Origin of the sequence: Sandarakinorhabdus sp. AAP62, assembly GCF_000331225.1 — a bacterium.
Lineage (GTDB): Bacteria > Pseudomonadota > Alphaproteobacteria > Sphingomonadales > Sphingomonadaceae > Sandarakinorhabdus.
Map to the genome: position 1 here is coordinate 125,024 of NZ_ANFY01000017.1, position 22,911 is coordinate 147,934.

Consider the following 22,911-nt stretch of genomic DNA (forward strand, 5'->3'; position numbering starts at 1 on the left):
GCCGCAGCTAGCGTGGTTCGCCATAGGCCCGGCCACGCGGATCACTGCTTCCGGCCGCCTGATTCACGTTGTTCTTGAACGCGTTATATTTGCATCCAAACGGCCCGGCTGGGCCCCAGCTTCCCGAGCACGTCCCGGCGGTTCCAACATCCGGTCCCAGCAACTTGTTGCGTTCGGCCGATACGCTGGCGGTGCCGCGCTCACCAATTTCCCGCAACACCGGCAGCGGCGCACGATAGGGCGATTTGGCTGGCTCTCGATCAGCACACACCACAATCTCGTCGGGCCGCCGCTTGGGCGGGCACAAGACGCTCCACCCCGGCGGCATCAGGCTGGCAGTGCCTGCAGCGGCCACCGCCAGGGCCGCCAGCAGGCTCATCAGTAATGCAGCGCCCGGCCGTAGGCGTCGAGAACGCTTTCGTGCATCATCTCGGAGAGCGTCGGATGCGGGAAGATGGTGTGCATCAGCTCCGCCTCGGTCGTCTCCAGGCCCATGGCGATGGCATAGCCCTGGATCAGTTCGGTGACTTCCGCACCCACCATGTGCGCCCCGAGCAGCTGCCCGGTGGTGGCATCGAACACCGTCTTCACAAAGCCTTCCGCCTCGCCCAGCGCGATGGCCTTGCCGTTGCCAATGAAGGGGAATTTGCCGACGCGCACCGTGTGGCCGGCCGCCTTGGCCTTGGCCTCGGTCAGGCCGATGCTGGCCACCTGCGGGCGGGCATAGGTGCAACCCGGAATGCGCGCCACGTCCATCGCATGCGGGTGGCCGCCGGCGATATGTTCGACCGCGATGATGCCTTCATGGCTGGCCTTGTGCGCCAGCCACGGCGGGCCGGTGACATCGCCGATGGCATAGAGGCCGGGCACGTTGGTGCGGCACATGCCGTCCGTCACGATATGGCCGCGGTTGGTGGCGACGCCCAGGGCTTCCAGGCCGATATTCTCGGTATTCGGCACGATGCCGATGGCTACGATGACATGGCTGTAGCTGTCGGTGGTCGCCTTGCCGTCGGCGGTGGTGATGGTGGCCTTCACCCCGTCCGGCCCCGGCGTCACGTCCGAAACCTTGGCGCCTGTGACGATGGTCATGCCCTGTTTGGTCAGCGCCTTCTGGGCGAAGGCGGAGACGTCCTCGTCTTCCACCGGCAGGATGCGATCGAGCATTTCGACCACGGTCACCTTCGCGCCCATGTCGCTGTAGAAGCTGGCGAATTCGACGCCGATCGCACCGGAACCAATCACCAGCAATTTCGACGGCATGGCCGGCGGCACCATGGCGTGGCGATAGGTCCACACCCGATTGCCGTCGGCTTCCACGCCTGGCAGGTCACGCGCGCGCGCGCCAGTGGCGACGATGACATTCTTGCCCGTCAGCACGCGCTCGCCATTGGCCGTGGTGACGGAAACACTGGTGGCCCCGGTCAACCGCCCCTGCCCTTCCACCACTTCGATCTTGTTCTTCTTCATCAAGCCCTTGACGCCGCTGTTCAGCTGCGCCGCCACCTTGCGGCTGCGGTCGGTGACTTTCTTCAGGTCAAACGACGGCTTCTCCACACTCAGCCCATAGGCATCGGCATGGGTGATATAATGATAGATTTCGCTGGTGCGCAGCAGCGCCTTGGTCGGGATGCAGCCCCAGTTGAGGCAGATGCCGCCCAGGCGCTCGCGCTCAACGATGGCGACCTTCAGGCCCAGTTGCGCCGCGCGGATGGCGGCGACATAGCCGCCGGGGCCCGAGCCGAGGATAACGAGATCATGGGTCGTGGTCATTGTTCTTCCTTCCCCTCTCCCCTTGCGGGAGAGGGTCGACTCGCCGCAGGCGAGCGGGGTGAGGGGTGCGTCAGCGCCAGAAACAGTCGCTCCGCGACCATCGCGCGCTGGGTGAGGGTTTCGTGATTCCAGAAGCGCAACACCCGAAGGCCTTGTGCTTCGAGCCAGCGCGTGCGGGCTTCATCGTGTGCATTTTCAGCATGCTGGCCGCCGTCCGCCTCGACGATCGGGCGATCCGCGAAGCACAGGAAATCAGCAATGTAAGGCCCGACCGGCACTTGCCGTCGAAACTTGTGCCCGGAAAAGCGCCGATCGCGCAGCAGGTGCCAGAGCGCTTGTTCAGCTGGGGTTGCGGCCTTACGCATGGTGCGGGCGCGTTGCTTCAGAGGCGCAGCCCCCTCACCCCGCTCGGCTGCGCCGAGTCGACCCTCTCCCGCAAGGGGAGAGGGGATTTTCATGCGACCAGCCCCAGCGGGTTTTCGATCAGCGTCTTGACCGCGCTCATCAGGGCCGCGCCGTCGGCGCCGTCGATGGCGCGGTGGTCAAAGCTGCCGGTGATGGTCATCACGGTGGCGATGGCCAGTGCATCGCCCTTCACCACGGCGCGCTTTTCGCCGGTGCCGACGGCCAGGATCATCGCCTGCGGCGGGTTGATCACCGCTTCGAACTGCTTGATGCCGAACATGCCCAGGTTGGACAGGCTGGCGGTGCCGCCCTGATATTCATGCGGCTGCAGCTTGCCGGCGCGGGCCTTTTCGGCGAGCGATTTCATCTCTGCCGCGATCTGGCTGACGGCCTTGCCATCGGCGCCGGCGATGATCGGCGTGATCAGGCCCGAAGGGGCAGCGACCGCGACGCTGATATCGGCGCGGTCATAAACCAGCAGATTGTCACCCGCGAACGACACGTTGCACTTCGGCACCTGCTTGAGGCCCAGCGCCAGCGCCTTGATGACGAGGTCATTCACGCTGACCTTGATGCCGCGCGGTTCCAGCGCCTTGTTCAGTTCGCCGCGCAGCTTCAGCAGCGCATCCAGCTCCACATCAAGCGTCAGGTAGATGTGCGGGATCGACTGCTTGGCCTCGGTCAGGCGGCGGGCGATGACCTTGCGCACATTGCCGAGCTTTTCGACCGTGTGGGGGATATCGCTGGTGACGGGCGCGGCTGGGGCCGGAGCGGGTGCCGGGGTTGGCACAGGCGGCGACCCCTCTCCCGCCGCCTTCGGCGAGTCGACCTCTCCCCGACGGGGAGAGGTGGCGGCTGCTTCCACATCCGCCCGCACGATCCGCCCCCTTGGCCCGCTGCCAGCGATATTGGCCAGGTCCACGCCCTTCAGCTCCGCGATGCGGCGGGCGAGCGGGCTGGCGATCACGCGTTCGCCGGCCGGCGCAGGCGCAGCCGGGGCCGCAACCGGAGCCGATGCAGGCGGCGCAACCGGTGCAGGTGCCGCCACCGGAGCTGGCGCAGATGCAGCCTTGGGTGCCGGCGTTGCCGCCTCCCCATCCCCGGCAAGCCGCAGGATCACCGTGCCCACCGGCACATTCTCGAGGCCCTCCGGCACGGCCAGTTCGATCACCGTGCCCTCGTCCACGGCCTCCACTTCCATTGTGGCCTTGTCGGTCTCGATCTCGGCGATGATGTCACCGGATTTCACCGTATCGCCGGGTTTCACATGCCATTTGGCCAGCGTGCCTACCTCCATGGTGGGCGACAGGGCGGGCATGGTAACGTCGATTGCCATGATCAATTGTCCACAAAAAGCTGATCAACCAGGGCGCGCTGTTCCTCGTCGTCCGGGTTGTCGATCAGGTCGGCCATGTCGAGAAAATAGGCGGCGGCACCGGCCAGCGGCCCGGAATAGCGCACCTGCGTGCCGGCGTCGGATTTCATGCTCCACGCCACGACGAGCGCGCGCTTGCCGATGGCGTTGATCTTCTTCACCAGCGGCACGAAATCGCCATCGCCGGCCACCAGCGCCACCACGTCGCAGCGGTCGGACACGGCAAGATCGAACGCTTCCAGCGCCAGCCACACATCGATGCCCTGTTCCTTGGGCGGCTCGCTGTTGGTGTCGATGCGGGTGAAGTGCGGGGTGATGTTGCTGGCGGCGAGGATCTGATCGAACACCCGGTCGTTGCGCAGCGATTCCTCGACGAAACTGGCGTTGCGCGCCCGGTCTTCCAGATCGCGCAGCGTGTAGCGGCCACGGAAATAATGCGCCTCCACCACGCGGGTGCGGGCGCGCGGCACTTCTTCCATGTCGGCGGCGGCGACGCGGATGAAGTCCATCAGTCCCGACAACGACAGGCGGCGGCCTGCTTCGTGTTCGAACTTGTAGAAGGTCGATACGCGGTTGAAATAACTGCCATCGATCATCACGGCGACGCGGGTTTGCATGATGCTTACCGGTAACAGACAGCGCGGGCGGCGGTGACAACATCTTCCGCCTTCACCAGCGCCGCCTTTTCCAGATTGGCAGCATAGGGCAGCGGCACATCGACGTTGGTGACGCGCAGCACCGGGGCATCGAGATCATCGAAGCCCTTTTCCATCACCACCGCCATGATTTCAGAGGCGATGCCACAGGCCGGCCAGCCTTCTTCCACCACCACCATGCGGTTGGTTTTCTTCAGCGATGCCAGCACCGTGGCGGTATCCATCGGGCGCAGGGTGCGCAGATCGATCACCTCGGCATTGATGCCCATCCCGGCCAGCGTTTCGGCCGCCTGCAGGGCGACGCCGACGCCGATGGAGTAGCTCACCAACGTCACATCGCTGCCCGCGCGCACGATGCGCGCCTTGCCGATGGGGACGACATGATCGCCTTCCGGCACGTCAAAGCTCTGGCCATAGAGCAGTTCGTTTTCGAGAAACACCACCGGATCGGGGCTGCGAATCGCGGCCTTCAGCAGGCCCTTGGCATCATCGGCACTGTAGGGCGCAATCACGATCAGGCCGGGCACGCTGGCATACCAGGGGCCGTAATTCTGGCTGTGCTGCGCGGCCACGCGGCTCGCGGCGCCATTGGGGCCGCGAAACACGATCGGGCAGCGCATCTGGCCGCCCGACATGTAGAGCGTCTTGGCGGCCGAATTGATGATGTGATCGATGGCCTGCATGGCGAAATTGAAGGTCATGAACTCCACGATGGGCTTCAGGCCGCCCATCGCCGCGCCAGTGCCCAGGCCGGCAAAGCCATATTCGGTGATCGGTGTATCAATCACCCGCTTGCCGCCAAATTCTTCCAGCAGGCCCTGCGTCACCTTGTAGGCGCCCTGATATTCGGCAACTTCCTCGCCCATCACGAACACGGCCGCGTCGGTGCGCATTTCCTCGGCCATGGCATCACGAAGGGCTTCGCGCACCGTCTGGCGGCGGGTGGGGCCGGTGGGGGCTTCGGGGGCAGTGGCCGGGCTCGCTGCGCTCGCACCCTCCCCCGACCCCTCCCTTCCAGGGAGGGGAGCAGGAAGCGAATCTCCCCTCCCTTCTTCAAGGGAGGGGCCGGGGGAGGGTTTCTTCACTGGCTCCGGCGCAGCCGCCTCATCCTCACCGGCAATGATGATGATCGGCGTTCCCACCTTCACGCCCTCGGAACCCGCCGCCACCAGCAGCGCCGTCACCGTGCCGCCATCATCGGCTTCCAGTTCCATCGTTGCCTTGTCGGTCTCGATTTCGGCTATCACGTCGCCGGGTTTCACCGTGTCGCCCACGGCCACCAGCCACTTGGCCAATGTGCCCTCTTCCATGGTGGGCGACATGGCGGGGAGAAGAATCTGCGGCATCAATAGGTTCCCAACAGCACGTCGGTGTGGAGTTCGCTCAGCGCCGGCTCCGGCGCTTCCAGGGCGAAGTCAGCCGCTTCGGCCACTTCATCGCGCACGTCGCGGTCGATCGCCTTCAACGCGGCTTCATCGGCGTGGCCTTCATCAAAGATCAGCTTCTTCAGGCCCTCGATCGGGTCGCTCTTCTCGCGCATCGCCTGCACTTCGTCGCGGCTGCGATATTTGGCCGGGTCGCTCATCGAATGGCCGCGATAGCGATAGGTCTTCATTTCCAGCAGCAACGGCCCGTTGCCGCCGCGCACCCATTCCACCGCCAGTTTCGCCGCGCCGCGCACGGCCAGCACGTCCATGCCGTCCACCTGCAGGCCCGGCACGCGGAAGCTTTCGCCGCGGCGATAGAGCTGGTCTTCCGAACTGGCGCGGTTCACCGATGTGCCCATGGCATATTGATTGTTTTCAATCACGAAGATCACCGGCAGCTTCCACAGCTCGGCCATGTTGAAGCTTTCATACACCTGGCCCTGGTTGGCGGCACCGTCGCCAAAATAGGTCACGGCGATATGGCCATCATTCTTGTACTTGTGGGCGAATCCCAGGCCAGCACCCAGCGGCACCTGCGCCGCGACGATGCCGTGGCCGCCAAAGAAGCCATGTTCGACGCTGAACATGTGCATCGAACCGCCCTTGCCGCCGCTGATCCCGGCCGCGCGGCCGGTCAATTCCGCCATCACCGCCTTGGAACTGATCCCGCAGGCCAGCATGTGGCCGTGATCACGATAGCCGGTGATGATACTGTCACCCTTGATCAGTTCGGCCTGCAGACCGACCACCACGGCTTCCTGGCCGATGTAGAGGTGGCAGAAACCGCCGATCTGGCCCATGCCATAGAGTTGCCCGGCGCGTTCCTCGAAGCGGCGGATCAGCACCATCTGGCGATACATTTCCAGCAGTTGATCGCGTGAGGCGACGAACCGTTCCGGTTCATCAGGCCGCGGCCAGTTGGGGAGAGGCGGGGCGGATGCGGCCTTGCGGGCACTGTTACGGGCGGGGCTGCGTGCCAAGATGTTCACCTTTCACTGGCGGTACCATGGAGGTATAAAATGTCGCACCACGCGCGAAAAGCCCCTATCCCGCGCGAGGTGCCGGATTGGTTAATCGCATCACTTTTCAGGAAATCAGTTGGCGGGCGCAGCCTGCGGCAGCGGCACGATCACCTCGTCCGGTTTCACCAGATCGAGATTGCGGCGCACCAGTTCATCGGCCAGATCGGGATCGACATGGCGCGGATCGAGCAGCACGAGCCGACGCTGCAACGCTGCCTGCTGTTCCTCGCTGCTCTGCACGGCTTGTTGCAGTTTCGTACGCTGCACCTTGTATTCATGCCAGGCGACATAACCGGTGGGGCCCGAAACGGCATGAAACGCGAAATAGCTGGCAACAGCAACGCACAGCGCCGGCAGCGCGGCACGCGTCATCAGTTGTTGCAAGGTCAGCTTCATCCCCATCGCATGCGAAACTACGCAAACACTGGCCTATCCACAAGGCTGCAATCGCACAGAAGTGGTGCTAGCAGTGTCCATAAAGCAACGCTCTGGGGAGGAAATGCACTATGGCCGCCATCAACAACGTCGTCGACCTTTCGAAAGACGGTGAAATTGCCGTCGTTACGGTCAATTCGCCGCCAGTCAACGCGCTCTCGGCCGATGTGCGCGATGGCCTGGCAGGGGCGTTTGCCGCCATCGCCGCCGATTCTGCGGTGAAAGCGGCCGTGCTGGTCTGCGCCGGCCGCACCTTCATCGCCGGGGCCGACATTTCCGAATTCGGCAAACCGCCGCGCGGCGCCGCCCTGCCCGCCGTGCAGGATGCGATGGAGAGCTCACCCGTCCCCGTCATCGCTGCCATCCACGGCACCGCGCTGGGCGGCGGCCTGGAAGTGGCGCTGTGCGCACATTACCGGGTGAGCGATGCCAAGGCCAAGTTTGGCCTGCCGGAAGTGAAGCTGGGGCTGCTGCCCGGTGCCGGCGGCACGCAGCGACTGCCGCGCATCGTTGGCGCCAGGAAGGCCACCGAAATGGTGACCAGCGGCGCGCAGATGGGCGCCAAGGATGCGCTGGCCACCGGGCTGGTCGACGAAGTGGTGGACGGTGACTTGACCGCCGGTGCCATCGCCTTCGCCCGCAAGATATTGGCGGAAAAACGCCCGCTCAAGAAAGTCCGCGACGACAGCAGCAAGCTGGGCGGCGACGCGGCCAGCTTGGCACCGTTCTTCGCGGAATTCCGCAAGGCCAATGCCAAGGCGTTCAAGGGCTTTGACGCGCCGGAAGCCAATATCAAGTGCATCGAAGCCGCTGTTGCCCTGCCGTTCGAAGAGGGGCTGAAGGTCGAACGCAGCGAATTCATGAAGCTGATGACCGGCCTGCAATCGGCGGCCCAGCGCCACGTGTTCTTCGCCGAACGCGCGGCCGCCAAGATTGACGGCCTGCCGGCGGACATGCAGCCACTGCCGGTGAAGAAGGTGGGCGTGATCGGCGCCGGCACCATGGGCGGCGGCATTTCGATGAACTTCCTCAGCGTCGGCATCCCCGTCACCATCGTCGAGATGAAGCAGGAGGCGCTGGATCGCGGCGTTGCCATCATCCGCAAGAATTATCAGAACAGCGCCGACAAGGGCCGCTTCCCGCAGAGCGAGGTCGAAGCCCGCATGGGCCGGCTGACGCCGACGCTCGACATGAACGACCTCTCGACATGCGACCTGATCATCGAAGCCGTGTTCGAGAATATGGCGATCAAGAAGGATATCTTCGGCAAACTGGACAAGATTGCCAAGCCCGGCGCCATCCTGGCCAGCAACACGTCCTATCTCGACGTCGACGAGATCGCCTCGGCCACGTCGCGCCCCGAATATGTGCTGGGCATGCATTATTTCTCGCCGGCCAACGTGATGCGCCTGCTCGAGGTGGTGCGCGGCGCCAAGACCGATCCGCAGGTGCTGGCGACCGCCATGGCCATCGGCAAGGCCACCGGAAAGATCGCCGTGGTCGCTGGCGTGTGCCACGGCTTCATCGGCAACCGCATGCTCAGCCGCCGCCAGCAGCAGGCCAATCTGTTGATGCTGGAAGGCGCCGCGCCGGCCGATATCGACCGCGTGCTGACCGATTTCGGTTTCCCGATGGGCCCGTTCCAGATGAGCGATCTGGCTGGCCTCGACATCGGCTGGAACGCCGAGACCAGCAAGGGCGAAACCGTGCGCGACCGCCTGTGCGAAGCCGGCTTGCGCGGCCAGAAGAACGGCAAGGGCTTCTATGTCTATGACGAGAACCGCAACCGCACGCCCAACCCGGAAGCGCTGGCCATCATCGACGCCTACGCAGTCGAAAAGGGCATCAACCGCCGCACCATCGACGATCAGGAGATCCTGGAACGCTGCCTGTTCCCGATGGTGAACGAAGGCGCGCGCATCCTCGCCGAAGGCAAGGCCCAGCGCGCCAGCGATATCGATATCGTCTGGATCAATGGCTATGGCTGGCCGGTCTATCGCGGCGGCCCGATGTTCTGGGCGCAGAATGATGTGGGCCGCGAGCGCATCATCGAAGTGCTGGAAAAGATGGGCGAAGAGGTTTCGCCCGTGTTGAAGGACGGCTGGAAATAAGCCGCACCAACCGCTGCCACCCCGGCTTGCGCCGGGGTGGCGAACTGGTTCAGGATGCAGCCCATGAAGCTGCACCTCCTCCCCCTGCTCGTCCTCCTCGCCGCGCCAGCCATCGCCCAGCCCGCGCCTGCGCCGGATTATCGCAAACCGGAAAGCTGGCTCTGCCGGCCTGGCGCCAAGGACCCGTGCAGTGGTGATGCCAGCGCGTCGCGGGTAGCGGCCAATGCGGTCGTCACGCTCGACATGCTGCCGCCCGCGAAAAAGCCGAAGATCGACTGTTTCTACGTCTATCCCACGGTTTCGACGGACCCGACGCCCAACAGCGACATGACCGCCGATCCGGCCGAGATCGGCGTGGCCCAGGCGCAGGCCGCCCCGTTCCGCCAGGCTTGCCGGGTGTTCGCGCCACTCTATCGCCAGGTCACGCTGGCGACGCTGCGTGATCGCATGCTGGGCAAGCCGGTCACCGCCGATCTCGCCATGGGCCTGCGCGATGTTTCTGCCGCGTTTGCCGATTACATGAAGCACGACAACAAGGGGCGCGGCGTCATCCTGATCGGCCACAGCCAGGGCAGCGGCGTGCTGAAGGCGCTGATCCAGACCGAGATCGAAGGCAAGCCGGTGGCCAAGCAGATCATCGCCGCCTATCTGGCCGGCCATAATGTGCTGGTGCCGCAGGGACAGGATGTGGGCGGTGATTTCAAGTCCACGCCCTTGTGCCGTTCCGCCACGCAAACCGGCTGCGTCGTTTCCTGGGTGTCTTTCCGTGACACCATGCCGGTGCCGCCCGCCAGCCTGTATGGCCGCCCGCCCGCCACGGCCCCGGCTGGGATGGCAGTGGCCTGCACCAATCCGGCGGCGCTTTCAGGAGGCCGCACCGCGCTGCGCCCGTTGATGGTCAATCGCACCGGCATTGTCGACAGCGGCACCCCGGTGCCGAAATGGGCCAAGGGCCGCAACATCTACACGCCGTTCGTTGCCCTGCCCGGCCTGCTGACGGGTGAGTGCATGAACCGCGAGAACGCCAATGTGCTGTCCATCGGCATCAATGCCGATCCGTCCGATCCGCGCACCGATACGATCAATGGCGACGTGATGGTGGGCGGTCAGATCGTGCCCGGCTGGGGCCTGCACCTGATCGACATGCAGGTGGCAATGGAGGATCTGGTCGATCTGGCGAAATCGCAGGGCAATCGCTGGCTGCGGCAACGCTGAACGTAACTTTTCCGACGCTGCTGCGTATATTGGGGCATGACCACAAGACGCACCCTCCTCGGCCTGCTGGCCGCCCTGCCCTTCACTGCCACCCCGGCCATCGCCGCCGGCAAGGCCTTTGCCGTCAGCTTCACGCCCGATGAGTGGCGGCGCAAGCTGGGCAAGGATGCCTATGCCGTGCTGCGCGAAGAGGCCACCGAACGGCCCTTCACATCGCCGCTCAACAATGAGAAACGCGCCGGCACCTTCGTCTGCCGCGGCTGCGCGCTGCCGCTGTTCAGTTCAGCGCACAAGTTTGACAGCGGCACCGGCTGGCCGAGTTTCTGGCAGCCGATTTCCAAGGCCGCCATCGGTTCCACGCGCGACACCAGCTATTTCATGGTCCGCACCGAAGTGCATTGCAGCCGCTGCGGCGGCCACCAGGGCCATGTGTTTGACGATGGCCCCAAGCCAACGGGCCTGCGTTACTGCATCAACGGCCTGTCCCTCCAGTTCATCCCCGGGAAAACCGCATGAAGCGCCTTGTCCTGGCTCTCGCCATTCTCGCCACCCCCGCCTGCGCTGCCGAACGCATGGTGCTGGCCCCTGCCCCGGCCGTTGATGCGCCACTCACCAAGGGCCCGCTGCAGAAAGCCGTTTTTGCCGGCGGCTGTTTCTGGGGTGTGGAAGGCGTATTCGAACGGGTGAAGGGCGTGCGCTCCGCCGTGTCGGGCTATGCCGGCGGCGCCAAGGCCACCGCCATTTATGAAGTGACCGGCAGCGGCCTGACCGGCCATGCCGAGGCGGTTGAGGTGACGTACGACCCAGCGGTGGTGAGCTACGGCACACTGCTGCGCGTCTTCTTCTCGGTCGCGCATGATCCGACCCAACTGAACCGCCAGGGCCCCGATACCGGCAGCCAATATCGCAGCGCGCTGTTCACCCGCGGCGCGGAGCAGGAACGGATTGCGAAGGCCTATGTGGCACAGCTGGAAAAGGCCGGCACCTGGAAGCCGAAGATCGTCACGACCTTCGAAGGCGCCAAGCCTTTCTATGCCGGTGAGGGTTACCACCAGAATTACCTGCGCGCCCACCCGACGCAGCCCTATATCGTGTGGAATGACATTCCCAAGGTGGAGGGGTTCAAGCGGCTGTTTCCGCAGTTGTGGAGTGAGAAGCCGGCGGCGTAGTTGTTCCCCTCCCGTTGGCTGCACCGGCCTTCGGCTCAGGGGAGCGGTCGGGGGTGGGGACGTGCCGCAAAACTCCTCCCGCTCATGCCGAGCCTGTCGAGGCACCCCAAGATCTCTGAGGCACCCCCTGCGAGCGCGGCCGGCGGCGAAGCCGCCGAGTCCGCTTGGGGTGTTTAAGGAAGAAGGAAGAAAGAGCGTGGCAAAGCCACGCCGTCGGACGAGTCAAAAAAGGCGGCCTGAGGGGCCGCCTTTTTCGCTCGCCGTCCGATCTTGCCGGAGTCGGCAAATAGCTCCGCTATTTGCGCGCCCGGCGGCGATTAATGCCCGCCCCCATTCAGCGCCTTCACGATATTTTCCACCATCTTCTTCGCATCCGCCAGCAGCATCATGGTGTTGTCGGCATAGAACACCGGGTTGTCCACGCCGGCATAACCCACACCGCCCATCGAGCGCTTCACGAACAGCACGGTCTTGGCCTTTTCGACGTCCAGGATCGGCATGCCGTAAATCGGGCTGGTCTTGTCGGTCTTGGCCAGCGGGTTGGTCACGTCGTTGGCGCCGATGACGAAGGCGACATCGCACTGGCCGAACTCGCTGTTGATGTCTTCCAGTTCGAACACTTCATCATAGGGCACATTGGCTTCCGCCAGCAGCACGTTCATGTGGCCGGGCATGCGGCCCGCCACCGGGTGGATGGCGTATTTGACGCTCACGCCTTCCTTCTTCAGCAGATCGCCCATTTCGCGCAGCGCGTGCTGGGCCTGGGAAACCGCCATGCCATAGCCCGGCACGATGATCACGGTTTCGGCGTTCTGCATGATGAAGGCGGCATCGTCGGCCGAACCGGCCTTGTAGGCCTTCTGGATGACTTCGCCCTTGGCGCCGCCGCTGCCCGAATCCGCGCCAAAGCCGCCGGCGATGACGCTGATGAAGCTGCGGTTCATCGCCTTGCACATGATGTACGAGAGGATCGCGCCCGACGAACCGACCAGCGCGCCGGTGATGATCATCGCGGTGTTCTGCAGGGTGAAGCCCATCGCCGCGGCGGCCCAGCCCGAATAGCTGTTCAGCATCGAGATGACGACCGGCATGTCAGCCCCGCCGATCGGGATGATCAGCGTCACACCGATGACGAAGCTGAGGCCCAGGATGACCCACAACAGCGGGCCCTGGCCCATGCCGGCAGCCGCATCAAAGGCAAACACGCCGGTGAGCACGATGATGCCGGCCAGCACGCCCAGGTTGATGACGTGGCGCGCTGGCAGCAGGATCGGCGAGCCCGACATGCGGCCCGAAAGCTTGAGGAAGGCGATGATCGAGCCGGAGAAGGTGATGGCCCCGATGGCAACGCCCAGGCCCATTTCGACGCGGCTGACAGCCAGGATCGCGCCCGTGGCGGCATCGGTGATGCCGAAGGCACCCGGATTGAGATAGGCCGCGCAGCCGACCAGCACGGCGGCCATGCCAACCAGGCTGTGGAAGCCCGCGACCAGTTCCGGCATCGCCGTCATCTGGATGCGCTGGGCGATCACCCAGCCAATGCCGCCGCCAATGGCGATGGCGCCAATGATCAGCTCCAGGCCGGTCGGGCGCAGGGCAAGCGTGGTGCCCACCGCGATCAGCATGCCGATCATGCCGTTGCGGTTGCCCGCCTGACTGGATTCCGGCGACGACAGCCCGCGCAGGGCGAGAATGAAGAGCACACCGGCGGCGAGATAGGCCAGAACGGCCCAGGCCGGGGTAGCGGCGACTGCGTGTTCCATGGTCGTTTGCCCCTGCCCTTACTTCGAAGCCGCCGGCTTCTTGTCTTTTTTCTTGTACATGGCGAGCATGCGGCGCGTGACGGCAAAGCCGCCAAAGATGTTGACGCTGGCCAGCACGACGCCCAGCAGGCCCAGCCACTGCGACAGGCCACCACCATCGGTGATGGCACCCGCCGCGGCCGCGATCAGCGCGCCGACGATGATCACCGATGAAATGGCGTTGGTGACGGCCATCAGCGGCGTGTGCAGCGCCGGGGTGACTGACCACACGACATAATAGCCGACGAACACCGCCAGCACGAAGATCGACAGGATCGACAGGAAATCCATGTGCGTGCCCCTTAACCCAGCAGCCGTTCGTGGACGACGGCGCCGCCCTCGGTCAGCTTGATGCCCTTCACGATGTCGTCATCGGCCGGCCACACGGCGGCCTTGGCCTCCTTGTCCCAGAAGGCGCTGATCATGTTGAACAGGTTGCGGCTGTAGAGCGCGCTGGCATCCGGCGACATGCGGCTGGCCGGATTGCTGTGGCCGATGATCTTGACGCCGTGACGCTCCACCACCTGGCCAGCGACGGCGCCTTCGACGTTGCCGCCGCTGTCCACCGCCAAGTCGACGATCACGCTGCCTGGCCGCATCGAGGCAACCTGCGCATCGGTGATCAGGCGTGGTGCCGGCCGGCCCGGGATCAGTGCGGTGGTGATGACGATATCCTGCTTGGCGATGTGCGAGGATACCAGTTCGGCCTGCGCCGCCTTGTATTCATCGCTCATTTCGGTGGCATAGCCGCCGGCGCCTTCGCCGCTGATGCCCGCCACCTTCTCGACAAAGATCGCCTTGGCACCAAGCGATTCAATCTGTTCCTTGGTGGCCGACCGCACGTCGGTGGCCGAAACCAGCCCGCCCAGACGGCGCGCCGTGGCGATGGCCTGCAGGCCGGCAACGCCAACGCCCATGATGAACACGCGCGCGGCGGAAATGGTGCCGGCGGCCGTCATCATCATCGGGAAGGCGCGGCCATAGGCTTCGCCGGCATCGATCACCGCCTTGTACCCGGCGAGGTTCGACTGGCTGGACAGCACGTCCATCGATTGCGCGCGCGTGGTGCGCGGCATGAATTCCATCGCATAGGCGATCAGGCCGGCCCCGGCATAAGCGTCAATCTTGGCGCGATCGGTGAAGGGCGACTGGATGGCAGCCACGATCGTGCCCGCCTTGATGCCCGGCAGATCGGACAGCGCCGGCCCCTGCACGCCCAACACCATATCGGCGCCGGCAATCACATCGGCGCGAGCAGCCACGGTGGCCCCGGCAGCGGCATAATCGGCATCGTTGATCCGGGCACCAAAGCCGGCACCGGTTTCCACCGCCACACTGGCGCCCAGGCCGATCAGCTTCTTCACCGTTTCCGGGGTGGCAGCGACGCGCGTTTCAACGCCGCCGGCTTCCTTCAGCACCGCGATCTTCATGGTTCCGCCCCCAAGCTGCGCTGCAATCAGACCAGGAACACGTAGAGCGCGACCACCACCACGATCACGAAGATCGTGCCCCACTTGGTGAAGCCAGTGAAGCTTTCATAGGTGGAACGGTGGCTGTCGTTCTGCTGTTCGTTGCTGGCCATGGCTGGCGAAACCCTCGTTGAATTGCAGTGGCGGGTTGCAAAACCGCAACCCGTGCAGGTTGCCTGTTAGCAGACACGGCGCGGCTGTGAAGGGGCAAATGCCCGCTCAGGCCAGCGCAGGATGGCAGGCCCGCCAAAGCGTGAGGGCCTGCACGGTTTCCGGAACATCATGTACGCGAATGATCTGCACCCCGGCATTGGCCCCGGCCAGCGCCAGCGCCAGGCTGCCGGGCAGGCGCTGCTCCACCGGCACTTCACCCGTGAGCTTTGAAATCAAGGACTTGCGGCTTGCTCCGAGCAGGATCGGCACACCCAGGCCGTGCAGCAGGGTCAGACCCTTCAGCAGCGCAAGATTATGGGCAAGCCCCTTGCCGAAACCGATGCCGGGATCGGCGATGATGGCATCGGGTGCGATCCCGCCGGCAATGGCTGCGGCAATCCGTCCCTCCAGCCAGTCGAACACGTCGAGCAGGGCGTTGTCATAGTGCGGTGCGATCTGCATCGTTTCGGGTGTGCCCTGGTGATGCATCAGGATCACCGGGCAGCCGCGCTGCGCCACCAGCGCCATGGCCGCCGGATCATGGCCCAGCGCGCTGACATCATTGACGATCATCGCGCCTTCATCGAGCGCGACCGCCATCACGGGCGATTTGCGGGTATCGATCGAGATCGGCAGGCCCTTGAGGCCGCTCCACAACGGCGCCAACCGCGCCAGTTCATCGGCCACAGGCAATGAAGGCGCGCCCGGACGGGTCGATTCCGCCCCCACGTCGATCATCGCAGCACCGGCCGCGTGCATGGAACGAGCAGCGGCAATGGCGGCATCCGGCGCGTCATGGCGGCCACCATCGGAAAAACTGTCGGGCGTGATGTTCAGGATGCCCATCACCAGCGGCAGCGGCTGCTCAAACCGGGCCAGCAGTGGGCGGGGCCGCGTCAATCGTTCCAACCAGTCCGTCGGCACATCGGCGGCGTCGATGATCCCTTTGCTGCCTTCCCGTGTCAGCACCTCGGCCCGCGCAAAGGAAAAGGGGCCGCCGGCCAGCGCCAGAGACCCCCTGCTTCCCTCGCCTGCGCTCACGATCGGGCGGTAATAGCGCCTCACCATGGCCGGGCACGCTGCTCCGGCGGCAGATACAGACGGTCGCCCGGCTTCACGTCAAACGCCTGATACCAGCCATCCAGATTGCGCACCGCTTGCGCCCGTTCGGCAGCCGGCGCATGCGGATCGGATACGATCACCTGCTGCAGCAGCTGCGGCCGCATCTTGGCGCGCCAGGCCTGACCATAGCCCAGGAAGAAGCGCTGTTCCGGCGTGAAGCCATCGATCACCGCATTGGCGGCAGGATTGCCCTGCCGCGCCAGCTGCCAGGCATCCCATGCCACCAGCAGGCCGGCGATATCGGCGATATTCTCGCCCAGCGTCAGTTCGCCGTTGAGCTTGCTGCCCGGTATCGGTTCATAGGCGGCATATTGCTGCACAACCACCGCCGCGCGCGCTTCGAACCGCTTCACATCCTGCGGCGTCCACCAGTCGGCAAGCCGGCCGGTCTTGTCATATTTGCGGCCCTGATCGTCGAAATGATGGGTGATTTCGTGGCCGATCACCGCGCCTATGGCACCATAATTCACCGCATCATCGGCGCCATCATCGAAGAACGGCGCCTGCAATATGGCGGCAGGAAACACGATCTCGTTCCAGGTCGGGTTGGCATAGGCGTTGACCACCATCGGCGCCAGATACCATTCATCCCGATCCGCCGGCTTGCCCAGCTTGGCGATTTCCCGCGCATGATCCAGCTCGGCCGCGCGCATCCGGTTGCCCAGCGCATCGGCCTTGTCCACCACCAGCGCATCATAGTTGCGCCACTTATCGGGGAAGCCGATCTTGGGCCGGAATGCGGCCAGCTTTTCGCGCGCCACGGCGCGGGTGGCCGGGTCCATCCAATCGAGATTGGCCAGCCGCCGGTCCATCGCGGCGATGATGTTCTTCACCATCGCATCAATCTTGGCCTTGGAATCGGGCGGGAAATGTTTCTGCACATAGATCTGGCCAACGGCATCGCCCAGCGCGGCGCTGGTTGCCGCCCCGCCGCGCTGCCAGCGCGGGCGCAACTGCTGCGCGCCCGTGAGCGCCCTGGTCAGTTCGAACTGTGTATCAAGCACCGCCTTGGGCAATGTTCCCGATGCCCATCCCATCGTGCGCAACGCCAGATAATCCTTCCATACCGCAATCGGCGCTTCGCCGATCAGCCTTGCGGTGCCGGCGATGGCGCTGGGCTGGGCCACGATCACCCGGCGTTCACTGGCCACGCCGATGGGCGCAAGAAACGCCTGCCAGTCCATGCCCGGAAATTTTCCGGCCAGTTCCGCGGTGGCAACCGGGTTGTAGAGTTTTTCGGCCTGGCGGCTTTCCACCTGGGTCCAGTGCACCGTGGCCAGCCGGGTTTCCAGCGCCATGATGGCCTCGGCACGCGCCGCCGCATTGTCCATGCCGGCATGGCGCAGCATGGCAGCCATATAGGCCAGATAGGCAGCGCGGGCCTTGGCGAATTCGGGTTTGGCCGTATCGAGATAATAATCACGATCCGGCAGTCCTAGGCCGCTCTGCGCCAGGGTAACGGTGAACGCATCCGGATTCTTGTCATCAATGCCGATGCCCAGGCCGATGGGCAGGCCGATGCCAAGCCGATTGGCCCGGCCCATGGCGGCAATCAGCTCGGTGCGGGTGGTCACGGCGGCGATACTGGCCAGCAACGGCTGCACGGGCGCCAGGCCGCGCGCTTCGATGGCGGCTTCATCCATGAAGGCGGCATAATAGTCGCCCACCTTGCGGGTCACGCTGCCGGGCGCGGCGCTCTGGTCGGCGGCGGCGGCCTCGATGATGCTGCGCACCTGGGCGCGGGCCTTTTCGTCAACATCGATGGCGACGCCGATATAGGCCTTGTCAGCTGGAAATTCGGTGCGCGCCAGCCAGCTGCCGTTGGCAAAACGGTTGAAATCGTCGCCCGGCTTGACGCTGCGATCCATGGCGGTGGTGTCGAACCCGAACCCGCCGATGGCTGGCCGTTCGGCGGCCAGTGCCGGGTGGGCCAGCACAATCAGGCTGGCGGCAAACAACATCACGCGCATCACATCACTCCCCATCAATTCATGGCGAGCGTGTTAGCGGCTCAATACGCGACTGCCAACCGGGAACCCCGGAAGGAAAGTGCCAGGGGGAAATGGATGCCAGGCTTCAGCCGTCCACAGCAGTGGCGTGGCGGAACGCCTGCCGCCTGGCATCCAACGGTACCAACCGGCCATCGTCGTCCTCGATGTGCCAGAAGGTCCAACCATTGCAGCTTGGCAGGCCTTGCGCGGCCGCACCCATCTTGTGGATGGATCCGGTCGTGCCGGCCATGTCCAGGCTGCCATCAGCACGTACGCTGGCCCCCACACGCCGCCCCGGACCCCACAGGCGTGTGCCGGGGCGGACGTAGCCGCTCTCGACGAGACTGCCAAAGGGGATGCGGGCGAGGCTGCGATTGCCTTCGCTGATCTTGATGTCGCCGCCCTCCAGGGGCAGCAGATTGTTGATACGCTCACTCGCCACTCGCACATATCTCGGCTCGCGCTCGATGCCGATCCAGCGGCGGCCGAGCAGCTTGGCGACAGCGCCGGTGGTGCCGGTGCCGAAGAAGGGATCAAGCACCACATCACCCGGCTGGGTGCAGGCAACCAGGATGCGATAGAGCAGGGCTTCGGGCTTCTGCGTCGGGTGGGCCTTGGACGCACCGTCCTTCAGCCGCTCGCCGCCGGTGCAGATCGGGATCGTCCAGTCCGACCGCATCTGCAGATCATCGTTCATCGCCTTCATGGCGTGATAGTTGAAGCAGTAGCGGCTGTGCTCGCCCTTGGCCGCCCAGATCATGGTTTCATGGGCGTTGGTGAAACGCGTGCCCTTGAAATTGGGCATCGGGTTGGCCTTGCGCCAGATGATATCGTTGAGGATCCAGAAGCCTTCATCCTGCAACGCGGCGCCAACGCGGAAGATGTTGTGATAGGAACCGATGGTCCAGATCGCGCCATCGGGTTTCAGCAGGCGATGCGCGGCCTTCAGCCAGGCGCGGGTGAAGCGATCATAGGCTTCGAAGCTGGAAAACTTGTCCCAATCATCGGTGACGGCATCGACATGGCTGCCATCCGGGCGGGCCAGATCGCCACCCAGCTGCAGATTGTAGGGCGGATCGGCAAAGATCAGATCGACACTGCCGGCCGGCAGGCTGTTCATCATCTCGATGCAATCGCCCACCAGGATGCGATCGGTTTCCAGCTTGGGCGCGCGGGCCTTGCCGGCCAGGCCGGTATCCACCAGCAGCCGTTCGGCATCACGATGATCGGACGTTCTGAATGATTTCATCACACGCGCTCCAACACAGGATCGTGGTGATGAGTCAGAGTGGATTCACGGTCAAGAATCTTTTGGAATCAACAGGATTCATGCATTTGTCACAACAAGGAATCAAAACGGGAACAAATCCACATCTGGAGTCCAGGCGATTCCCCGGGACTCAATCCCTAGTGGTGTGACTCAAAAGACTCACCCCTGAAGTTTCTGCAAAACCGCCCTCACCGGCTTGAAACTGGCGCGATGATGCGGGGTTGCGCCAAGCCGGATCAGTGCTTCGGCATGGGCGGCGACGCCATAGCCCTGGTTGCTGGCCCAGCCATAGCCGGGGTGGGCAGCATCAAGTTCCGCCATGATCCGGTCGCGTGTCACCTTGGCGATGATCGAGGCGGCGGAAATCGCCGGCTCGCTGCCATCGCCGCCAACGATCGCCGTCGCCGGCCAGCGCCATTTCGGCAGGCGATTGCCATCAACCAGCACATGGCCGGGCGTTTCGCCCAGGGCTTCAACGGCGCGGGTCATCGCGAGATAGGTTGCTTGCAGGATATTGATCCGATCGATTTCGGCCACGCTGGCCTGGCCAACGCCGATCAGGCAGTCACTGGACTGCAAGGCTTCAAACAGCGCGTCCCGCCGTTTCGCACTCAGCTTCTTGCTGTCGTCCAGCCCCGCCGGCACCGCCCCGCGCAGGATGACGGCGGCGGCGACCACCGGCCCTGCCCATGGTCCGCGTCCGGCCTCGTCAACGCCGGCAACGATCATGGGGCCATCAGACGCGCCACGGCGGAAAGCGCCGCGCCTCGCCGGCGGCATAGAGGCAGATGCGGTTGCCGGCGGGATCGGTCAGCCGGGCTTCACGCCACAGCCAATCCTCGTCCTGTGGCAGTTGATCGATCAGCAACCCGGCCGCCGCCAGTTCCGTCACCCAGGCGTCGAGCCGCAGCGATTCCAGATAGACGGTGGCACCGCCCGCCAGCCCATCACCAACATGGATCGAGAGCGTGACGCCATTGCCGGCCTCGAACCGGGCATAACCATTGTCCGGGCTATCGACAATCATGCGCAGGCCCAGTTGCCGGTAGAAGGCCAGCGAAGCGGCATAGTCGGTGGCCGGCACCGTGATCTGGTTCAGCACCGGCGCCAGTGCGCTGCTGTCGTTGATGACCTGGCCGTGGCCCATCGGCCCATGACCATGCCCCAAGCCAGGCGCCGAACGCAGCGCCAGCCGCACATAGATCCGCGCGCGTTTCACGGCTTCGGGCAACGAAAGCCCCTGCCCCAACCCGCACGCCAGCGCGCTCGACAGGGTGCAGCCGGTGCCATGGCTGCTCGTCGTGTCGATCTTCGTATCGGTGAAGGCCTGATGCCCGTGCCGGCTCACCAGCCAGTCGGTGAGCAGGTCGCCCTCGAGATGGCCGCCCTTGGCCAAGACAGCGCGCGGCCCGGCATTGAGCAATTCCTGCGCCGCCAGCAGCATGTCGGCGGCGTCCTCCACCTCGGTCTCGGTCAGCGCCACCAGTTCCGGCAGGTTCGGCGTGATCACCGTCGCCATCGGCAACAGGCGCTGCATCAGCGCCCAGACAGCCTCTTCCTCGATCAGTGCCGCGCCGCCCTTGGCGATCATCACCGGATCGAGCACGATGGGAACGCGCACATCCTCCAGCGCATCAGCCACGGCATTGATGCTTGCTTCATTGCCCAGCATGCCGATCTTGATGGCATCCACGCCGATATCATCGATGCAGGCGCGGATTTGGCCAGCGACAATTTCGGGCGGCACCGCATGCATGGCGCTCACCCCTTGCGTGTTCTGCACGGTGATCGCCGTCACCGCTGTCATGGCATGGCCGCCAAGCATGGTGATCGTCTTGATATCGGCCTGGATGCCGGCACCGCCGCCGGAATCCGATCCGGCAATGGCGAGTATCCTAGCGACCATGTTTGCGCTCCGCCGAAGCCGGATATTTCGCCAGCGCCGCACCCACCCGCAGCGGGCGCGGCTGCAGGTCGCCGCCGCAATTGGGGCAAACGCCAGCCAGTGGGCCTGCCGTGCAGGCCGCGCAGAAGCTGCATTCGAACGAACAGATATGCGCGCCCGCCACATCCGCCGGCAGATCGAGGCCGCAGCGTTCGCAATCGGGCCGCAGTTCCAGCATCAGGCGGCCGCTGCCGCAACGGCGGCACAGATATCATCCACCACGCGGCCAACCAGCACCTTGTCCTCACCTTCGGCCATCACGCGGATCAACGGCTCGGTGCCGCTCTTGCGGATCAAAAGGCGCCCCTGCCCGGCCAGCCTGGCCTCCCCGGCGGCAATCGCTGCCTTCACGCTGTCAGCTTCCAAAGGCGCGCCGCCCTTGAAGCGCACGTTCTTCAGCAGCTGCGGCAGCGGATCAAACAGGTGGAGCAATTCGCTCGCCGGCTTGCCCGAACCCACCAGCGCCGCCAGCACCTGCAGCGCCGCCACCAGACCGTCGCCGGTGGTGGCGTGATCGGACAGGATGATGTGCCCCGATTGCTCGCCACCCACATTGCAGCCGCGGTCCCGCATCAGTTCCAGCACATGGCGATCGCCCACGGCGGCCCGGTGCAGCGCAATGCCCTTGCCGGCCAGAAACCGCTCCAGCCCCAGGTTGCTCATCACCGTCGCCACCAGCGCGCCGCCTTTCAACGTGCCGGCTTCGGCGGCGCGAGAGGCGATCAGCGCCATCAGCTGATCGCCATCCACCACCTGGCCGCGTTCATCCACCACGATCAGCCGATCCGCATCGCCATCCAGCGCGATGCCAATATCGGCGCCCGATTCCAGCACCTTCAGCTGCAGTGCCTTGGGATGGGTCGATCCCACCTTGTCGTTCACGTTGAACCCGTCGGGCGCGACGCCAATGGCGATCACTTCGGCACCCAGTTCCCACAGTGCCGCCGGCGCCACCTTGTAGGCCGCCCCATGCGCGCAATCGATGACGATCTTCAGCCCATCGAGGCGCAGATGTTCCGGAAAGGTCGCCTTGGCAAAATGGATGTAACGCCCCTGCGCGTCGTCGATACGGCGCGCCCGGCCGATGGCGCGCGGCTCGGCCAGCGGAATCTCCTCATCCAGCATCGCCTCGATCGCGGCTTCATCGGCATCCGAAAGCTTGTAGCCATCGGGGCCGAACAGCTTGATGCCATTATCGTGGAACGGGTTGTGGCTGGCCGAAATCATCACGCCCAGATCAGCCCGCATCGATCGGGTGATCATCGCCACCGCTGGCGTCGGCATCGGGCCCAGCAACGTCACGTCCATGCCGACACTGGTAAAGCCGGCGACCAGGGCCGATTCCATCATGTAGCCGGAAAGCCGCGTGTCCTTGCCGATCACGACGCGATGCTTGTGGCTCCCCCGCAGGAAATGCCGCCCGGCGGCCTGGCCCACCTTCATGGCGATGGCGGCCGTCATCGGTTCGCTGTTGGTCAGGCCACGAATGCCATCGGTGCCGAAATAACGGCGGGTATGCTTGCTGCTCATGGCCGCAATCTCTAGCCTGTGATGCGAACCAAAGAAAGGAT

The 22,911-nt window shown here is 64.7% G+C and carries 23 protein-coding genes; 4 read left to right on the forward strand and 19 right to left on the reverse strand.

Features of this window, described 5'->3' with window-relative positions; all coding sequences use genetic code 11:
* Positions 1-7 precede the first annotated feature (7 nt).
* From D619_RS0113795 to D619_RS0113825, 8 genes are all read right to left on the reverse strand, one after another.
* Positions 8-379, reverse strand: a complete 372-nt coding sequence (locus tag D619_RS0113795) for a hypothetical protein (RefSeq protein WP_017669190.1) — start codon at positions 377-379, stop codon at positions 8-10.
* Positions 379-1,773 carry a dihydrolipoyl dehydrogenase gene (lpdA, locus tag D619_RS0113800; RefSeq protein WP_017669191.1) on the reverse strand — a complete coding sequence of 465 codons (1,395 nt, stop codon included), beginning with the start codon at positions 1,771-1,773 and terminating at the stop codon, positions 379-381. The genes D619_RS0113795 and lpdA overlap by 1 nt, the downstream gene beginning before the upstream one ends.
* Positions 1,770-2,231 (reverse strand): DUF559 domain-containing protein, encoded by a 462-nt coding sequence (locus D619_RS17700; RefSeq protein WP_017669192.1) that lies wholly within the window; start codon positions 2,229-2,231, stop codon positions 1,770-1,772. The genes lpdA and D619_RS17700 overlap by 4 nt, the downstream gene beginning before the upstream one ends.
* Positions 2,228-3,514, reverse strand: a complete 1,287-nt coding sequence (locus D619_RS0113805; RefSeq protein ID WP_026091060.1) for a pyruvate dehydrogenase complex dihydrolipoamide acetyltransferase — start codon at positions 3,512-3,514, stop codon at positions 2,228-2,230. The genes D619_RS17700 and D619_RS0113805 overlap by 4 nt, the downstream gene beginning before the upstream one ends.
* A gap of 2 nt (positions 3,515-3,516) precedes the next feature.
* Complete coding sequence (locus tag D619_RS16780; protein WP_017669194.1) at positions 3,517-4,170, reverse strand: NYN domain-containing protein; 654 nt, start codon at positions 4,168-4,170, stop codon at positions 3,517-3,519.
* Between the two features lie 5 nt (positions 4,171-4,175).
* Complete coding sequence (locus D619_RS0113815) at positions 4,176-5,558, reverse strand: pyruvate dehydrogenase complex E1 component subunit beta (protein WP_152417469.1); 1,383 nt, start codon at positions 5,556-5,558, stop codon at positions 4,176-4,178.
* A complete protein-coding gene (gene pdhA, locus D619_RS0113820; RefSeq protein WP_026091061.1) occupies positions 5,555-6,616 on the reverse strand; it encodes a pyruvate dehydrogenase (acetyl-transferring) E1 component subunit alpha in 1,062 nt (353 codons plus the stop codon). The genes D619_RS0113815 and pdhA overlap by 4 nt, the downstream gene beginning before the upstream one ends.
* A 114-nt stretch (positions 6,617-6,730) precedes the next feature.
* Positions 6,731-7,030: a septum formation initiator family protein gene (locus tag D619_RS0113825; protein ID WP_193743315.1), complete on the reverse strand. Its 300-nt coding sequence runs from the start codon at positions 7,028-7,030 to the stop codon at positions 6,731-6,733.
* 134 nt (positions 7,031-7,164) lie between these two features.
* On the opposite strand from D619_RS0113825, the gene D619_RS16785 reads away from it, so the two are divergent.
* The 4 genes from D619_RS16785 (at position 7,165) to msrA (ending at position 11,588) form a co-directional block, all read left to right on the forward strand.
* Positions 7,165-9,204, forward strand: coding sequence for a 3-hydroxyacyl-CoA dehydrogenase NAD-binding domain-containing protein (locus tag D619_RS16785; protein ID WP_017669198.1), 2,040 nt, complete (start codon positions 7,165-7,167; stop codon positions 9,202-9,204).
* Between the two features lie 63 nt (positions 9,205-9,267).
* Positions 9,268-10,419, forward strand: coding sequence for a DUF3089 domain-containing protein (locus D619_RS16790; protein ID WP_017669199.1), 1,152 nt, complete (start codon positions 9,268-9,270; stop codon positions 10,417-10,419).
* A 36-nt stretch (positions 10,420-10,455) separates the two neighbouring features.
* A complete protein-coding gene (gene msrB, locus D619_RS0113840; RefSeq protein WP_017669200.1) occupies positions 10,456-10,935 on the forward strand; it encodes a peptide-methionine (R)-S-oxide reductase MsrB in 480 nt (159 codons plus the stop codon).
* Positions 10,932-11,588, forward strand: coding sequence for a peptide-methionine (S)-S-oxide reductase MsrA (gene msrA / locus D619_RS0113845; protein ID WP_017669201.1), 657 nt, complete (start codon positions 10,932-10,934; stop codon positions 11,586-11,588). Before msrB ends, msrA begins: the two co-directional genes overlap by 4 nt.
* Before the next feature lie 317 nt (positions 11,589-11,905).
* Here msrA and D619_RS0113850 read toward each other — a convergent pair whose 3' ends face one another.
* The 11 genes from D619_RS0113850 to glmM all read right to left on the reverse strand — a co-directional run bounded on the left by D619_RS0113850 (position 11,906) and on the right by glmM (position 22,870).
* Positions 11,906-13,351, reverse strand: coding sequence for an NAD(P)(+) transhydrogenase (Re/Si-specific) subunit beta (locus D619_RS0113850; RefSeq protein WP_017669202.1), 1,446 nt, complete (start codon positions 13,349-13,351; stop codon positions 11,906-11,908).
* Positions 13,352-13,369: 18 nt separating this feature from the next.
* The gene (locus D619_RS0113855) at positions 13,370-13,681 is read right to left on the reverse strand and encodes an NAD(P) transhydrogenase subunit alpha (RefSeq protein WP_017669203.1); all 312 of its coding nucleotides are present in this window, start codon (positions 13,679-13,681) and stop codon (positions 13,370-13,372) included.
* An 11-nt stretch (positions 13,682-13,692) separates the two neighbouring features.
* Positions 13,693-14,820 (reverse strand): NAD(P) transhydrogenase subunit alpha, encoded by a 1,128-nt coding sequence (locus tag D619_RS0113860; protein WP_017669204.1) that lies wholly within the window; start codon positions 14,818-14,820, stop codon positions 13,693-13,695.
* 26 nt (positions 14,821-14,846) lie between these two features.
* Positions 14,847-14,972, reverse strand: coding sequence for an aa3-type cytochrome c oxidase subunit IV (locus tag D619_RS17705; RefSeq protein WP_017669205.1), 126 nt, complete (start codon positions 14,970-14,972; stop codon positions 14,847-14,849).
* A gap of 106 nt (positions 14,973-15,078) precedes the next feature.
* Positions 15,079-15,981 (reverse strand): dihydropteroate synthase, encoded by a 903-nt coding sequence (gene folP, locus D619_RS0113870; protein WP_243442649.1) that lies wholly within the window; start codon positions 15,979-15,981, stop codon positions 15,079-15,081.
* 92 nt (positions 15,982-16,073) lie between these two features.
* Positions 16,074-18,104 (reverse strand): M13 family metallopeptidase, encoded by a 2,031-nt coding sequence (locus D619_RS0113875; RefSeq protein ID WP_020480497.1) that lies wholly within the window; start codon positions 18,102-18,104, stop codon positions 16,074-16,076.
* A 106-nt stretch (positions 18,105-18,210) separates the two neighbouring features.
* Positions 18,211-19,374, reverse strand: coding sequence for a site-specific DNA-methyltransferase (locus D619_RS0113880; protein WP_017669208.1), 1,164 nt, complete (start codon positions 19,372-19,374; stop codon positions 18,211-18,213).
* Between the two features lie 180 nt (positions 19,375-19,554).
* Positions 19,555-20,124, reverse strand: coding sequence for a ribonuclease HII (locus tag D619_RS0113885; protein ID WP_017669209.1), 570 nt, complete (start codon positions 20,122-20,124; stop codon positions 19,555-19,557).
* 7 nt (positions 20,125-20,131) lie between these two features.
* Positions 20,132-21,301 carry a bifunctional hydroxymethylpyrimidine kinase/phosphomethylpyrimidine kinase gene (gene thiD / locus D619_RS0113890; protein ID WP_017669210.1) on the reverse strand — a complete coding sequence of 390 codons (1,170 nt, stop codon included), beginning with the start codon at positions 21,299-21,301 and terminating at the stop codon, positions 20,132-20,134.
* The gene (locus D619_RS0113895) at positions 21,291-21,518 is read right to left on the reverse strand and encodes a DUF1272 domain-containing protein (RefSeq protein ID WP_017669211.1); all 228 of its coding nucleotides are present in this window, start codon (positions 21,516-21,518) and stop codon (positions 21,291-21,293) included. The genes thiD and D619_RS0113895 overlap by 11 nt, the downstream gene beginning before the upstream one ends.
* On the reverse strand, positions 21,518-22,870 hold the full coding sequence (gene glmM / locus D619_RS0113900; protein WP_017669212.1) for a phosphoglucosamine mutase: 1,353 nt from the start codon (positions 22,868-22,870) through the stop codon (positions 21,518-21,520). Before glmM ends, D619_RS0113895 begins: the two co-directional genes overlap by 1 nt.
* Positions 22,871-22,911 lie beyond the last annotated feature (41 nt).